The sequence below is a fragment of the Streptomyces sp. NPDC104761 genome (assembly GCF_055583445.1).
Genome location: NZ_JBVJNZ010000002.1, coordinates 118,558 through 134,262, shown reverse-complemented (window position 1 = coordinate 134,262; position 15,705 = coordinate 118,558). Strand labels below are relative to the sequence as shown.

Annotated in this window: 9 protein-coding genes; 6 read left to right on the top strand and 3 right to left on the bottom strand. The window is 72.4% G+C overall.

What is annotated here, in order from left to right:
* Positions 1-276 precede the first annotated feature (276 nt).
* From ACZ63F_RS07150 to ACZ63F_RS07135, 4 genes are all read left to right on the top strand, one after another.
* The gene (locus ACZ63F_RS07150) at positions 277-1,065 is read left to right on the top strand and encodes an ABC transporter ATP-binding protein (RefSeq protein WP_093501978.1); all 789 of its coding nucleotides are present in this window, start codon (positions 277-279) and stop codon (positions 1,063-1,065) included.
* Entirely contained in the window at positions 1,062-3,641 is a 2,580-nt protein-coding gene (locus tag ACZ63F_RS07145) for an ABC transporter permease (RefSeq protein ID WP_469709512.1), read from the top strand. The genes ACZ63F_RS07150 and ACZ63F_RS07145 overlap by 4 nt, the downstream gene beginning before the upstream one ends.
* Before the next feature lie 418 nt (positions 3,642-4,059).
* The gene (gene mfd, locus ACZ63F_RS07140; RefSeq protein ID WP_469709510.1) at positions 4,060-7,617 is read left to right on the top strand and encodes a transcription-repair coupling factor; all 3,558 of its coding nucleotides are present in this window, start codon (positions 4,060-4,062) and stop codon (positions 7,615-7,617) included.
* Positions 7,618-7,967: 350 nt separating this feature from the next.
* Positions 7,968-8,654, top strand: coding sequence for an HNH endonuclease family protein (locus ACZ63F_RS07135; protein ID WP_469709946.1), 687 nt, complete (start codon positions 7,968-7,970; stop codon positions 8,652-8,654).
* A 35-nt stretch (positions 8,655-8,689) separates the two neighbouring features.
* Here the strand turns inward: ACZ63F_RS07135 and ACZ63F_RS07130 are convergent, their stop codons facing one another.
* From ACZ63F_RS07130 to ACZ63F_RS07120, 3 genes are read right to left on the bottom strand one after another with little or no spacing between them, the layout of a single operon-like run.
* On the bottom strand, positions 8,690-9,814 hold the full coding sequence (locus tag ACZ63F_RS07130; protein ID WP_469709508.1) for a hypothetical protein: 1,125 nt from the start codon (positions 9,812-9,814) through the stop codon (positions 8,690-8,692).
* Positions 9,815-9,859: 45 nt separating this feature from the next.
* On the bottom strand, positions 9,860-11,740 hold the full coding sequence (locus ACZ63F_RS07125; RefSeq protein WP_469709506.1) for a M48 family metalloprotease: 1,881 nt from the start codon (positions 11,738-11,740) through the stop codon (positions 9,860-9,862).
* Between the two features lie 27 nt (positions 11,741-11,767).
* Entirely contained in the window at positions 11,768-12,481 is a 714-nt protein-coding gene (locus ACZ63F_RS07120; protein WP_469709504.1) for a hypothetical protein, read from the bottom strand.
* 180 nt (positions 12,482-12,661) lie between these two features.
* On the opposite strand from ACZ63F_RS07120, the gene ACZ63F_RS07115 reads away from it, so the two are divergent.
* Together ACZ63F_RS07115 and ACZ63F_RS07110 are read left to right on the top strand one after the other, a co-directional pair.
* Complete coding sequence (locus ACZ63F_RS07115) at positions 12,662-14,818, top strand: N-6 DNA methylase (RefSeq protein ID WP_469709502.1); 2,157 nt, start codon at positions 12,662-12,664, stop codon at positions 14,816-14,818.
* A gap of 236 nt (positions 14,819-15,054) precedes the next feature.
* Entirely contained in the window at positions 15,055-15,678 is a 624-nt protein-coding gene (locus ACZ63F_RS07110) for a hypothetical protein (protein WP_469709500.1), read from the top strand.
* Positions 15,679-15,705: the final 27 nt, after the last annotated feature.

Below are 15,705 nucleotides of genomic sequence, written 5' to 3'. Positions count from 1 at the left end.
GGTGGACGTCCCCTAGGGGCTTCTCCGTACTACGGCTCGGGGAGGGTTCGTACCGCCGGAGGACGAGACGGCGCCCCGCCCGTCCTTAACCTGGCTTTACGCCGCCGGGGGGCGGTTGACCGAACCGGGGGGGTGGGGTTTTCCCCCGGGCAAGACGGGGCTCCGCACCAGCGCGGAGCGACCCCGCCGGCCGCGAGACTCGTCGTCGTACCGACCACCGCACAGCAACGCACAGCGCAGGGCTGTCCGTTCGCTGACCGACTTAGGAGATATACCGTGACATCGGCTGTGACCATTCCCAGGCACGGGGGTACTGGAGGGCGTACGGCCGTTGCCGCGCGGGCGCGGCAGGTCGTCAAGGCGTACGGGGCCGGGGAGACCCGGGTCGTCGCCCTGGACCACGTCGACGTGGACATCATGCGCGGGCAGTTCACCGCGATCATGGGCCCCTCGGGGTCCGGCAAGTCCACCCTGATGCACTGCCTCGCCGGGCTCGACACCGTGACCAGCGGTCAGATCTACCTGGACGAGACCGAGATCACCGGCCTGAAGGACAAGAAGCTCACCAAGCTGCGCCGCGACCGGATCGGGTTCATCTTCCAGGCGTTCAACCTGCTGCCGACGCTGAACGCGCTGGAGAACATCACGCTGCCCATGGACATCGCCGGGCGAAAGCCCGACAAGGAGTGGCTGCGGCGCGTGGTCGACACCGTGGGGCTCGCGGACCGGCTCAAGCACCGCCCCACCCAGCTCTCGGGAGGCCAGCAGCAGCGCGTGGCCGTGGCGCGCGCCCTCGCCGCCCGCCCCGAGATCATCTTCGGGGACGAGCCGACCGGAAACCTCGACTCGCGCGCGGGCGCCGAGGTCCTCGGCTTCCTGCGCAGCTCCGTCGACGACCTGGGCCAGACCATCGTGATGGTCACGCACGACCCGGTCGCCGCCTCCTACGCGGACCGCGTGCTCTACCTCGCCGACGGCCGGATCGTCGACGAGATGTTCAAGCCCACCGCGGAGACCGTCCTGGACCGCATGAAGGACTTCGACGCGCGGGGGCGTACGTCATGACCGTCCTGAAGACCTCGATGCGCAACTTCTTCGCGCACAAGGGACGCATGGCCCTCTCCGCGGTCGCCGTGCTGCTGTCGGTGGCGTTCGTGTGCGGCACGCTGGTGTTCACCGACACCATGAACACGACGTTCGACAAGCTGTTCGCGGCCACCTCGTCCGACGTGACGGTCAGCGCCAAGGGCGCCTCCGACACCGGCGAGACCACCTCCGACAACGGCAGGCCGCCGGTCATGCCGGCCGCGGTGGTCGGCAAGGTCCGCGCCGCGAACGGCGTCAAGGCGGCCGAGGGGACGGTCTTCTCGACCTCCGTGACCGTCGTCGACGCCAAGAAGGACAGCCTGTCCCCGTCGAGCGGCGCGCCGACCATCGTCGGCAGCTGGAACTCCAACGACGCCCGCACCATGAAGATCACCTCCGGTGCGGCGCCGCGGAACTCCGGCCAGGTCATGGTGGACGCCGACACCGCCGACAAGCACCACCTGCGGCTGGGTGACGAGATCGGCGTGATCAGCGCGGTCGGCACGCACACCGCGAGGATCTCCGGCATCGCCGACTTCACCGTCACCAACCCCGGTGCCGCGATCTTCTACCTGGACACGAGGACCGCCCAGCAGACCCTCGTCGGGCGGACCGGCGTCTTCACCAACGTCAACGTGACGGCCGCGCCGGGCGTGACGGACGCCCAGCTGAAGAAGAACGTCACCGGCGAACTCGGCACCGCCTACAAGGTGCAGACCGCCAAGGAGACCGCCGACGCCAACCAGAAGGACGTCGAGAGCTTCCTGGACGTCATGAAGTACGCGATGCTCGGCTTCGCCGGGATCGCCTTCCTGGTCGGCATCTTCCTGATCATCAACACCTTCTCGATGCTGGTCGCCCAGCGCACGCGTGAGATCGGCCTGATGCGGGCCATCGGCGCCGGCCGCCGCCAGGTCAACCGGTCCGTGCTCGTCGAGGCCCTGCTTCTCGGCGTGGTCGGCTCGGTCCTGGGCGTCGGCGCGGGCGTCGGCATCGCCGTCGGCCTGATGAAGCTCATGGGCTCGATGGGCATGCACCTGTCGACCAGTGACCTGACGGTCGCCTGGACGACCCCGGTGCTCGGCCTGGTCCTCGGCGTCGTCGTCACCGTCCTCGCCGCCTACCTGCCCGCACGCCGCGCCGGCAAGGTCTCCCCGATGGCCGCGCTGCGCGACGCCGGCGCCCCCGCCGACGCCAGGGCGGGCCGCATACGCGCCCTGATCGGCCTCGTGCTGACCGGCGCCGGCGGCTACGGCCTCTACCTCGCCTCCGCCGCCGACAAGGCCCAGGAGGGCTCGGCCTGGCTCGGCCTCGGCATCGTCCTCTCCCTCCTCGGTTTCGTCGTCATCGGCCCGCTGCTCGCCGGCGGTGTCGTACGGGTCCTCGGCGCCGTCCTGCTGCGGATGTTCGGCCCGGTCGGCCGCATGGCCGAACGCAACGCGCTGCGCAACCCGCGCCGCACCGGCGCCACCGGCGCCGCCCTGATGATCGGACTGGCGCTGGTCGCCTGCCTCTCGGTGGTCGGCTCCTCCATGGTCGCCTCCGCCTCCGACCAGCTCGACAAGACCGTCGGCACGGACTTCATCATCCAGTCCGACAGCGGCCAGCGGATCACCCCGCAGGCCGTCAAGGCCGTCAAGGACGTCCCCGGACTCGCCCGCGTCACCGAGTACCGCACCACCACCGCCGACTACACCACGCCCGACGGGAAGACCCTCAAGGACACCGACATCACGGCGGCCGACCCCACCTACGCCACCGACCTGCGCACCAAGACCGTGGCCGGTGACCTCAAGGACGCCTACCTGCCCGACTCGATGTCCGTGCACGACAAGTTCGCCAAGGCGCACGGCATCCACCTCGGCTCGAAGATCACCGTCAGGTTCAGGGACGGCCGCACCGCCCACCTGACGGTCCGGGCGATCACCAGCAGCGACGGCCTCATCGACGCCGGCGCCAAGTACACGAACATCACCACGCTCGCCAAGTACGTGCCGGCCGCCAAGATGCCCCTCGACGACCTGGTCTTCGCCACCGCCAAGGACGGGCAGCAGGACGCCGCGTACACGGCGCTCAAGTCCGCGCTGCACGGCTACCCGCAGTACACCGTCCGCGACCAGACCGACTACAAGAAGGCGCTCAAGGACCAGATCGGCCAGTTGCTGAACCTGATCTACGGCCTGCTCGCCCTCGCGATCATCGTCGCGGTCCTCGGTGTCGTGAACACCCTGGCACTGTCGGTGGTCGAGCGGACGAGGGAGATCGGCCTGATGAGGGCCATCGGCCTCTCCCGCCGCCAGCTGCGCCGCATGATCCGCATGGAGTCCGTGGTGATCGCCCTCTTCGGCGCCCTGCTGGGCCTCGGCCTGGGCATGGGCTGGGGCGCGACGGCCCAGAAGCTGCTCGCCCTGCAGGGCCTGAAGGTCCTGGAGATCCCCTGGCCGACGATCATCGGGGTCTTCGTCGGCTCGGCCTTCGTGGGCCTGTTCGCCGCCCTGATCCCGGCGTTCCGCGCGGGCCGCATGAACGTCCTGAACGCGATCGCGACCGACTGACCGCGACCGCCCGACAGACCACCGCACACGGGGGTTGCGGGGGAACGCCCGGCGCCGCGGAGTCCTGGGGACTCTTCGGCGCCGGGCGCTGTCGTACCCTCCGGGCCCGCCTCCCGGCCGACCGCCCCGCCTTCCAGTCCCACTTCGCAGTCACCGAGTCGGGCAGGGGCTTGTCTTCGTCTTTTCGAGTCCCGCTTCTCGGCTCACCGAGTCGGGTGGTGGGTGGGCATAGGCTTCGGGGGTCCAGGGGGCGGAGCCCCCTGGGACGGCCGCCGTGGCGCGGGGCACCTCGCAGGGCGACGGAGGTTGTCCACAGCCCCCGGCAGCCGCGCCCGCGTAGTCGTAGGCTGGAGACCCCCCGGTCGCCGCCCGCGCCGGGCACTTCGCGTTGCCCACCCCCCGACGAAAGCCGCCCTCAATGAGCCTGCACGGTCTGCTCGACGCCGTAGTCAAGGACCCCGCCCTCGCGGAAGCGATCAAGGCGGCCGCGGACGGCAACCGCATGCACGTCGATTTGGTCGGCCCCCCGGCGGCCCGCCCCCTCGCCATCGCCGCCCTGGCCCGCGAGGCCGGCCGCCCCGTCCTCGCCGTCACCGCCACCGGCCGGGAGGCCGAGGACCTGGCGTCGGCGCTGCGCACCCTGCTGCCGTCCGAGGGCGTCGCCGAGTACCCCTCCTGGGAGACGCTCCCGCACGAGCGGCTCAGCCCGCGCAGCGACACCGTCGGCCGCCGCCTCGCCGTCCTGCGCCGCCTCGCCCACCCCCGCTCCGACGACCCCGAGACCGGCCCGGTCTCCGTCGTCGTCGCCCCCGTACGCTCCGTGCTCCAGCCGCAGGTCAAGGGTCTCGGCGACCTGGAGCCGGTGGCCCTGCGCACCGGCCAGAGCGCCGACCTGAACGAGGTGGTGGAAGCCCTCGCGGCCGCCGCCTACGCGCGCGTGGAGCTCGTCGAGAAGCGCGGCGAGTTCGCCGTACGCGGTGGCATCCTGGACGTCTTCCCGCCCACCGAGGAACACCCCCTGCGCGTGGAGTTCTGGGGCGACGACGTCGAGGAGATCCGTTACTTCAAGGTCGCCGACCAGCGCTCCCTGGAGGTCGCCGCACACGGCCTGTGGGCGCCGCCCTGCCGCGAGCTGCTGCTCACCGAGGACGTCCGGGCACGCGCGCGGGCCCTCGCCGAGGAGCACCCCGAGCTCGGCGAGCTGCTCAACAAGATCGCCGAGGGGATCGCCGTCGAGGGCATGGAGTCCCTCGCCCCGGTCCTGGTCGACGACATGGAGCTGCTGCTCGACGTGCTGCCCAAGGGCGCGATGGCCGTCGTGTGCGACCCGGAGCGGGTCCGCACCCGTGCCGCCGACCTGGTGGCCACGAGCCAGGAGTTCCTGCAGGCGTCCTGGGCGGCCACCGCGGGCGGCGGCGAGGCGCCCATCGACGTCGGCGCGGCCTCCCTGTGGTCCATCGCGGACGTCCGCGACCGTGCCCGCGAGCTGGACATGATGTGGTGGTCGGTGTCCCCGTTCGCCGCCGACGAGTCGTTCACCCACGCCTCCGACGTGGTGGGGGCGGCCGACACCCTCAAGCTGGGCATGCACGCCACGGAGACCTACCGCGGCGACACCGCGAAGGCGCTCGCCGACACCAAGGGCTGGCTGGCCGACGGCTGGCGCACGGTCTACGTCACCGAGGGGCACGGCACCGCCGCCCGCACCGTCGAGGTGCTCGGCGGCGAGGGCATCGCGGCCCGCCTCGACGTCGACCTGGGCGAGCTGAGCCCCTCGGTCGTGCACGTGTCGTGCGGCTCGATCGACTACGGCTTCGTCGACCCGGCGCTCCGGCTCGCCGTCCTCACCGAGACCGACCTGTCCGGGCAGAAGGCGGCCGGCAAGGACGGCGCGCGGATGCCGGCCCGCCGCCGCAAGACCATCGACCCGCTCACCCTGGAGGCGGGCGACTACATCGTCCACGAGCAGCACGGCGTCGGCCGCTACATCGAGATGGTGCAGCGCACCGTGCAGGGCGCCACCCGCGAGTACCTGGTCGTGGAGTACGCCCCCGCCAAGCGCGGCCAGCCCGGCGACCGGCTGTACATCCCGACCGACCAGCTGGAACAGATCACCAAGTACGTCGGCGGCGAGGCCCCCACCCTGCACCGCCTGGGCGGCGCGGACTGGACCAAGACCAAGGCGCGCGCCAAGAAGGCCGTCAAGGAGATCGCCGCCGACCTGATCAAGCTCTACAGCGCCCGGATGGCCGCCCCCGGACACTCGTTCGGCACGGACACCCCCTGGCAGCGCGAGCTGGAGGACGCCTTCCCGTACGCGGAGACCCCCGACCAGTTGACGACCATCGCCGAGGTCAAGGACGACATGGAGAAGTCGGTCCCCATGGACCGCCTGATCTGCGGTGACGTCGGCTACGGCAAGACCGAGATCGCGGTGCGGGCCGCCTTCAAGGCCGTCCAGGACGGCAAGCAGGTCGCCGTCCTGGTCCCCACCACCCTGCTGGTGCAGCAGCACTTCGGGACGTTCTCCGAGCGGTACTCGCAGTTCCCGGTGAGCGTGAAGGCGCTCTCCCGTTTCCAGACCGACACCGAGGCCAAGGCGACCCTGGAGGGCCTCAGAGAGGGCGCCGTCGACGTCGTCATCGGCACCCACCGTCTCTTCTCCTCAGAGACCAAGTTCAAGGACCTGGGCCTGGTCATCGTCGACGAGGAGCAGCGCTTCGGCGTCGAGCACAAGGAGCAGCTGAAGAAGCTCCGCGCCAACGTCGACGTGCTCACCATGTCGGCCACGCCCATCCCCCGCACCCTCGAGATGGCGGTCACCGGCATCCGCGAGATGTCCACGATCACCACGCCCCCGGAGGAGCGCCACCCGGTGCTCACCTTCGTCGGGCCGTACGAGGAGAAGCAGATCGGCGCCGCCATCCGCCGTGAACTGCTGCGCGAGGGCCAGGTCTTCTACATCCACAACCGGGTCGAGTCGATCGACCGCGCCGCGGCCAGACTCCGCGACATCGTCCCCGAGGCCCGCATCGCGACCGCCCACGGCCAGATGTCCGAGTCGGCCCTCGAACAGGTCGTCGTCGACTTCTGGGAGAAGAAGTTCGACGTCCTCGTCTCGACCACGATCGTCGAGTCCGGCATCGACATCTCCAACGCCAACACCCTCATCGTCGAACGCGGCGACACCTTCGGCCTGTCCCAGCTGCACCAGCTGCGCGGCCGCGTCGGCCGTGGCCGGGAGCGCGGATACGCGTACTTCCTCTACCCGCCCGAGAAGCCCCTGACGGAGACGGCCCACGAGCGCCTCGCCACCATCGCCCAGCACACCGAGATGGGCGCCGGCATGTACGTCGCGATGAAGGACCTGGAGATCCGCGGCGCGGGCAACCTGCTCGGCGGCGAGCAGTCCGGGCACATCGCGGGCGTCGGCTTCGACCTGTACGTCCGCATGGTCGGCGAAGCCGTGGCGGACTACCGGCGGCAGCTGGAGACCGGCGAGATCGAGGAGGAGCCGCCGCTGGAGGTCAAGATCGAGCTGCCCGTCGACGCGCACGTCCCGCACGACTACGCGCCCGGCGAGCGGCTGCGCCTCCAGGCCTACCGCGCCATCGCCTCCGCCAACTCGGAGGACGACATCAGAGCGGTCCGCGAGGAACTCACCGACCGCTACGGCAAGTTGCCCGAGCCGGTGGAGAACCTGCTGCTCGTCGCCGGGCTGCGGATGCTCGCCCGCGCGTGCGGGGTCGGCGAGGTCGTCCTCCAGGGCACCAACATCCGCTTCGCCCCGGTGGAGTTGCGCGAGTCGCAGGAACTGCGCGTCAAGCGCCTCTACCCCGGAACGGTCATCAAACCGGCCGCCCACCAGTTGCTGGTACCCCGCCCCAAGACCGCGAAGGTCGGCGGCAAGCCGCTCGTCGGGCGGGAACTGCTGAGCTGGGTCGGGGAGTTCCTCGCCTCGATCCTGGGGTCGTAGCAGGACCCGGTCTCCGCAGCCGTGGAGTCGTGAAGCCGCGGCTCCGCGGTGCGTCCCCCGGCCGGAAGCCGTGCGCGCACGGCAAGGCGTGAGGCGGTCCATCGGGGGCATTCGCCCGCCGCGGGGAGTGAGCGGGCGCGAAGGCGTAAGGGCCGGGCTTCGCCGGGGGTGACAACCGGCGCCTATGGCGGCGAGTTGCGGGCATGTGTCGTTCTGTGCCCCGTCTGGGGCGAACCGCGCGGCGGTTACCTTGGGACCAGCGGAGATCCGCCCGTGCGGAGGCGGACCGGGGCAAGGAAGAGGGGGCGCACGTGGCGCGTCTGAGGGGCGGGGCGGTCGTGGCCGTCATCATGGTGTTCGCCGTGGCCGGCTGCAAGGACCTGCAGGACAAGGGGGCTTCGGGAGCCTCGGCAGCTCCGGGCGCGACAGGCGGGGGAGCGGCCCTGACGGCCGCCGACTCGCTGACCGTCAAGGGGCGGGCGCCGAAGACCGGTTACTCCCGGGAGAGGTTCGGCTCCGCCTGGGCGGACACCGACTCGAACTCCTGCGACACACGGGACGACATACTCAAGCGCGACCTGAAGGACGTGAAGTACACCGGCGGCGACTGCAAGGTCTCCTCCGGCGTGCTGGACCCGGACCCGTACTCCGGCAAGGAGGTCACCTACAAGCGTGGCCGCAGCCTGGTCGACATCGACCACCTCGTCGCCCTCTCGGACGCCTGGCAGACGGGCGCCAAGTACTGGGACGCCGGCAAGCGGATAGCCCTCGCCAACGACCCGCTCAACCTGCTGGCCGTCGACGCGAGCGCCAACCGCGGCAAGGGTGACGGAGACACCGCCACCTGGCTGCCGCCCGACAAGTCCTACCGCTGCACCTACGTCGCCGCACAGGTCGCCGTGAAGAAGAAGTACGGCCTGTGGGTCACCGCCGCCGAGAAGGCCGCGATGAAGAAGGTGCTCGCCACCTGTCCGGGCCAGAAACTCCCCTCGGGCGGCAACCCGACCAACGCACCGTCCCGCTTCAAGGCGCGCTGAACCGGCGCTGTACCGGCGCGGGACCGCCGCGTGTGTCACTGCCCCGGGTAGTGGCCGCGCGGCGCAGGGGCCGGGCGGCCCGCCTTCTCCCACGCCACGAAGGTGTTGGTGCGGGCGAAGACGAACGCCTTGACCGGGTTGCCGGAGTACGACCACGGCGGGCTGCCGACGTATCCGCCGACCGCCCGGAACTGCTCGACGGCCTCCGGGTAGCGCTTCGTCTGGAACAAGGTGTCCGCCAGCAGGTGCCGGACCGTCGGCAGCCGGTGGTGTCCGGCCGGAGCCCGGTCCACGGCGTCCAGGGTGGCGTCCAGGGCCGCCTGGACGAACGGCTGGTTGTACACGGGTGCCTTGGGCTCCCGGAACGCGTGCTCCATCAGGGCGTACAGGGGCAGTACGGACAGCAGGCTGCCCTGCGGTGCGGCGGCCGCGGCCTGCCCGGCGAACGCGTACATCAGCTCGTGCGAACCACGCCACTTGGCGCACCAGTACTGCAACGCGCTCATGTGGGCCCCGAAGTGGTGCGGGTCGCGGGCGGTGACCTCGGCCCACAGCGCCCGGAAGTCGTCGTGCGACCAGCCGAGTCCCAGCGCGATGGTGATCTGCGCGACCCAGGGGCAGGGGTCTTCGGGCGCCATCCAGGCGGCCTCCCGGCAGGCGGGCAGCGCCTCGGCCAGCAGCCGGTGGAAGCCCTCGAACTGCTCCGCCGTGGTGTTCTTCGCCAGCTTCGCGCCGCGTACCTGGCCCGCGAGCACGATCAGCGCGTCGGCGTGCACCAGGGCGGCGGACGGGTCGCCGGGGTACTCGGTCCGCCACGCCTTGAGCCAGGCGTCGTCCTCGGCTGCGGCGTGCACGAGGATGCCGAGCCGGTACCACCGCAGGTCCCAGTCGCGGCCCGCCCCCGCCAGGTAGGCGGCGGCCCGCCGCCAGTCACCGGCGAGGGCGGCCGCCGCGACCGCGTCGGCTTCGGGATCGGGGCCCGCCGAACGGCTGTCGAGCTGAGCGGCCGGCACCAGCCCGTACTTCGCGGCGTCGATGGTGACCGGCGCCTTGGCCTTCGCCTCCGCCCGGAGCGCACGCCCCTTGCGGATATTGCGCGGGAGGGTGACGAGCGCATAGACGAGAATGCCGGCACCGGCTATGTCGATCAGGACGTTCATAACGGGTCTTTCGGGTAGGGGCCGCCGGAGGAGACGGCTGAGAGGCTAGAAGGTCGACGAGGCCGTGGACGTGGCCGTCGGAGGACGGCCGCCGCCGGCCAGCAGAGCCCGCAGGGGGGACGTGCCGGGCGGCTCGGCGATCGCGTGGTCCAGCGCCTCCTCCAGCGCCTCGGCGAATCCTTCGGGTGCCACGGTCCGCACCGCGGGTCCGGACCAGCACAGGTCCCACCGGCACAACCCGGTGTCCAGCGCGGTGAGCAGGGCGAGCCGGCCGAGCGCGGAGCGGAAGGCCGTCCTGGCGAACTCGCGTGCCGCCCGCCCGCTGCTCCGGCCGGCCTGCTCCGACCTGGGCAGCCGGCCGGCGATGTCGTGCAGCAGACCGTGGTCGATCAGGTCAAGGAGCTGGTGGAGGTGCGGCACCGCGGATGCCCGGGACACGTGGACGCTCCTCGCGCCGGTCAGCTGGGCCATGGCTTCCAGCAGCGGCTGCGCTTCCCGCGCCCAGCTCTCGCGCCGGGTCCACGCGGGCAGTTCCGCCCAGGGCACGCGCCGCCAGGACAGCGTCTCCCGGCTCAGTACGGCTCGTTCCAGTCCCGTGAGGACGCGGTCCGGCTCCCGGAGCAGCTCGAGGGCGGGGCGCCGGGGGTGCGTGATGGTGCGTCCGGCGTCGGGGAGTTCGGGAAGTGCGTGGAGCGGGGGAAGTTCGTGGAGTGCAGGTAGTTCGTGGAGTGCGGGGGGTGCGGGGAGTGCCTCCAGCGCCGCGATGCGGTCGGCCGTGAGCGGGTGGCTGTCGTACGGAGAGCTCTCCTCGGGCACCACCTCCTGGAGCGGCCCGCGGGTCCACGCGTCCAGTTCCGCCCGGCGCGCGGGGTCCGCGAGCAGCTGGGCGAGACCGCCGTGGAACTGCCCTTCCGGCGGCAGCAGGCCGGCGTCCCGGCCCATCAGGGCGTACTCGCGCAGATAGAGGTCGTCGGCGGCTTCGAGCGCGGGGATGCGGCGCAGTGCGGAGGCCGTGGTGTCCCGTCCGGCGACGCGGGCGGCCACCCGGTCGGCCGCGTACTCCTGCCTGCGGCTGACGGCCTCGGTCAGGCGCAGGCACAGCCGCGCGTACGCGCAGAAGAGAAGGGCCACATAGTGGTCCGGTCCCGGCTTCGGTGCCCGCTTGAGCGCCAGCGGCTTGCCGGCCGCACGGCGCCGGGCGGCCCGTGCGGCGGTCCTCGCCCGCTCCTCGGCCTCGTCTCGCGCAGCCCGCCGACGCAAGGTGTGGACGGTGTGCTGCAGCCTGCCGTGCAGCGCCCAGAGCAGGCCGCCCAGTCGGGTGTCGTCGTGGGCATAGTGGCCGAGTTCGTGCCCGAGCACGGCGTCCAGTTCGTCCTGGGGCAGGCCGATCAGCAGGGTGACGCCGAGGAAGAGCCGCCGTTCGCCCGCGATCAGCCCGAGCCACCGGGCGTTCTCCCGCACCATGGCGTTGGCCCCGGGGACCACCCGGATCTCCGTGGGCGGCCGGGTGCCCACCCGCTCGGCCAGGTCCCGCACATGCCGCCACAGCTCCGGCTGCTCACTCGGTGTCAGCGACACTCCGGCCACCTCGTCCTGCCCGTCCCCGGGACCGCGGGTGAGCAGGACGACCCGCACCACGCACCAGGCGATCGCCAGCGAGCCGAGATAGCCCTCGACCGCCACGACCGTGAGGCCGGGGCCCCGGGCCAGGAAGAGGTCCAGGACCGCCAGCACGCAGAGGAGGAGCAGGGCCAGCACGTAGAACCCGAGGAGCAGACCGAGAACGAGCGCGGCACGCAGCGGCGTTCCGGGCACGCCGCGTTCTCGTACGGCGCGTTCTCGTACGGCGCGTTCTCGTACGGCGGGTTCTCCTACGGCGGGTTCGCCGGCAGCCGCCCGGTCGGCAGGGCGGGACGTCAGGCGCATCGGCATCCTTCGCGGGAACGGATCAAGCTACTTCTTCAGCGCCGACAGGACCGTCGTCGTCACCTTCCTCGCGGTCGCGGCTCCGTTGTCGGTGCCCGCCGTGGACAGCACGGTGACCACGGAGCCGCCGGAACGCGCCGCGATCAGCGTGGTGCCGTTCTCCCAGTAGCCGCTCGTCAGCGTCATCGTGTAGGCCTCGTCGCCGAGTCCGGCCGTGTCGCTGCCGGTGAGCTTCACCTTGGCGTGCGCGTCGGTGTCCGTGTACGTCGCACACTCGGCGGCGACGGTGCGCAGCGCCTTCATCACCGCGGCCGCCGTGCTGCCCTGGAAGGCGTCGATCTCCTGGTCCACTTCCTCCGTCTTGCTCGCGTAGCCGTTCTGCGCGAACGACACCCCGCCCTTGTAGCCGGACACCTGGATCCAGGACGTGGTCTCCAGTCGCGTGCAGTCCGGCTTCCCCGCCTTCCGGGCGGCCGGGGAGAGGAACTGGCCGCCGCTGTCCGCGGAGCCGTCGGACTCGAGGGTGAGCCCGGACGGGAAGGCCGATGCGGGCGCCAGCGCCTTCTTCAGCTCGGTGCCCGTGAGCAGGCCGGAGTCGGGGTCCTTCGCCTTGGCCGGCTCGGCGCTCGTGCCGGTACCGGAGTCGGTGCCCGCGCCGGTGGATCCGGCGGAGCAGGCGGTCAGGGCCAGCGGGAGGGCCGCGGCGGCCAGCAGCATCACGGCACGGGACGGGAGGCGCATCGGGAGTCCTTCGGGAGTCGTTGACACAAGGTCGTTGAAGCTGTGGGTCAATAACAGCAGAGGCTGTGAACCGAGTCAACATTATGAAGTCGAGGCGGGGTGTACACGTCCGTGAAGGAGGGGATCTTGTGCGCGTCGGTATGCTCGGTGCACACATGGGACGAGGGGAGCGGAAGCCGCGTGCAGGACAACACCACAGAGGTGACCGCGGCCGGCATCGCACGGCTCGCCGGGGTGGGCCGCGCCGCCGTCAGCAACTGGCGCCGCCGGCACGCCGACTTCCCCAAGCCGGTCGGCGGCACCGAGACCAGCCCGTCCTTCGCGCTCGCCGAAATCGAGTCCTGGCTGCGCAAGCAGGGCAAACTCGCGCAGGTCCCGCTGCGTGAGCGGGTCTGGCAGCAACTCGCCGGGCACCCCGAAGGCCCGCTGACGGCGCTGGTGCACGCGGGCTGTGTGCTGTTGCTGATCCACGAGCGCCCCACCGTCTGGCTGCACGTGAGCGCCGGCTCGGACGAGCGGCTCGCCGCGATGCTGCCGGCCGCGCTGGACGAGGTGCTGACCGCACGTCTCGGCGGGACGGCCGACCCCACGGTTCACAACGGCCGGGGTGCGGACGCCGCCGAAGCCGTGAACAGGTCGGGCCGCACGATGGCTGTGAACAGGTCCGGCGGTGCGGAGGGTGTGAACACCCCCCACCCCGCTGCCGCCACCCCCGCCGTCCGCACCCCCACCGGCCCCCAGCTCCTCCCCTCCGCCCCTCTCCTGCGCGGCGCGGCCGAGCTGGCCGCCGAGGCCGGGGCCCGGCAGGCCTTCGAGTTCCTGCTGGGGCGGCACCTGGACGCCAACCCACGCCAATACACGCTCACCCCGTCCGAACTCGCCGGCCTCATGGCCGACCTGGCCGGCCCCGCCCGCACGGTGCTGGACCCGGCCTGCGGAACCGGCGCCCTGCTGCGGGCCGTCGGCGTCCGCCCCGACCAGGAGCTGTACGCCCAGGACAGCGCCCCCGACCTCGCCGCGCTCACCGCGCTGCGACTCGCGCTGCACTCCCGGGCCGGCGTGCGCGGCGCCGCCGGCGACACCCTGCGCGCCGACGCCTTCCCGGAGCTGCGCGCGGACGCGGTCCTGTGCCATCCGCCGTTCAACGAGCGCAACTGGGGCCACGACGAGCTGGCGTACGACGCGCGCTGGGAGTACGGCTTCCCCGCCCGTACCGAGTCCGAACTGGCCTGGGTGCAGCACGCCCTGGCCCGGCTCGCCGACGGCGGCACCGCGGTCCTGCTGATGCCGCCGGCCGTGGCGTCCCGCCGTTCCGGACGCCGGATCCGGGCCGACCTGCTGCGCCGGGGCGCGCTGCGGGCGCTCGTCGCGCTGCCGGCCGGGGCGGCACCGCCGCACAGCGTCCCGCTGCACCTGTGGGTGCTGCGCCGGCCGGAGCGGACGCCGGCCACGCCCGAGGTGCTGCTCGTGGACACCGGGAGGTTCGGCGGGGAGGGGCGGGGCGGCCCCGACCTGGCGGCGGTAGGGGACGCCGTCCTGGACGCCTGGCGTGCCTTCGAGCGCGACGGGGGGCCGGTGGAGCGCCCGGGGCTGGCCCGTTCGGTGCCGGTCATCGAACTCCTCGACGACGACGTGGACCTCGCGCCCGCCCGCCACCTGCCCCCGGCCGCCGCGGCCGACGGCGCGGAGGAGCTCACGGCCGTCCGCGAACGGCTCGGCGCGACCCTGCGCCTGACCGTCGACCTCACCCCGCCGCCCGCCGACCAGGTACCGCCCGCGCGGTGGCCGCTCACCACCGTCGGCGAACTCGCCCGCGGGGGCGCGCTGCTGCTGCGCACCGGAGGCAACGGCGGCCACGCGCGCGTGCCCGTGCTCACCGACCACGACGTCCTCGCCGCGACGGCTCCCTCGGGCACGCTTCCCGAGAGCGACGAGGAGGCCGTGCTGACCGAGCCGGGCGACGTCGTCGTACCGGTCCTCGGCGGAGGCTCGGTGGCGCGCGTGGTCGACGAGGCGACGGCGGGGGCCGCCCTGGGACGCAACCTGGTGCTGCTGCGACCCGACCGCACGGCCCTCGACCCGTGGTTCCTCGCCGGCTTCCTGCGCGGCACCGCCAACAACCGGCAGGCCAGCAGCTACGCCTCCACGGCGACCCGGCTTGACGTGCGCCGGCTGCAGTTGCCCCGGCTGCCCCTGGAGGAACAGCGGCGCTACGGCGCGCGGTTCCGCGCACTCGACGAGTTCGAGCGGGCGCTGCGGCACGCGAGCCGGCTCGGGGAACACCTGGTGCGCGGGATGTACGACGGCCTCACCGACGGGACCGTCGCGCCGGACTGACCGCCGACCGGGACCCCCGGGGCTCCGCCGGGACCCCCGGGCTCTGCCGGGACCCCCGGGCTCTGCCGGGATCGGCCGGCAGTCGGTCCGACAACGGTTCGGTACAACCCGAACCGGTTGTCCGTGCCGGGCCATATGCTCGATCCGACCATCGCACGACCGGTGCCGTCCCCGGGCGGACGGCACCGGACGGGCACGTACGCCCTTTTCCAGGCACCAGGCACACAGGAGCGACCATGCAAGGCCAGGGCCATGCGCAGCCGGTGCGGCGGCCGCCGCACGACGCGGTACTGGTCCTGGTGCGTGTGGTGTTCGTGGCGCTCGGGGTGCTCAGCCTCGGCTTCCTGGCGTGGGCGATGCTGGTGCGGCTGGCCGTCGTGACCCGCAGGCCGGTCGACGTCGGCGTGCTGGTGACGGCGGTGGCGGCCGACGTCCTCAGCATCGTGCTGCTGGGCAGCGAACCCGGCGACGACGTGCACACCGCCGGCGGCTACCTGGGGATCACGCTGCTGTTCGGCACGCTCCTGGGCGCCGTCGTCTACTACGTGGCGGCCGACGTACGCCACTTCCAGCGGCAGCGCGAGGCGTACACGGCGCAGCAGACGGCGCAGCAGTACGCCTACGCGCCCCCCACCTCGCCGTACACCACGGGGACGATGCCCCCGCACACTCCGGCCCCGTCCGCGCACTCCGTCTCCCCGATGCCCCGGCCGCCGCACCCCCAGCCACCGATACCCGCGCCGCCGCAGCGCCCGGCGCCCGCCCGGATCGAGCAGGTGCGCGCCGAACTCGACGAACTCAGTGACTACCTGCGCAAGCACGACGGGCACCGCGAGGGCGGCCACGAGGGCGGACGGTGACCGTGGCGGCAGGACGTGTCGTCGCCG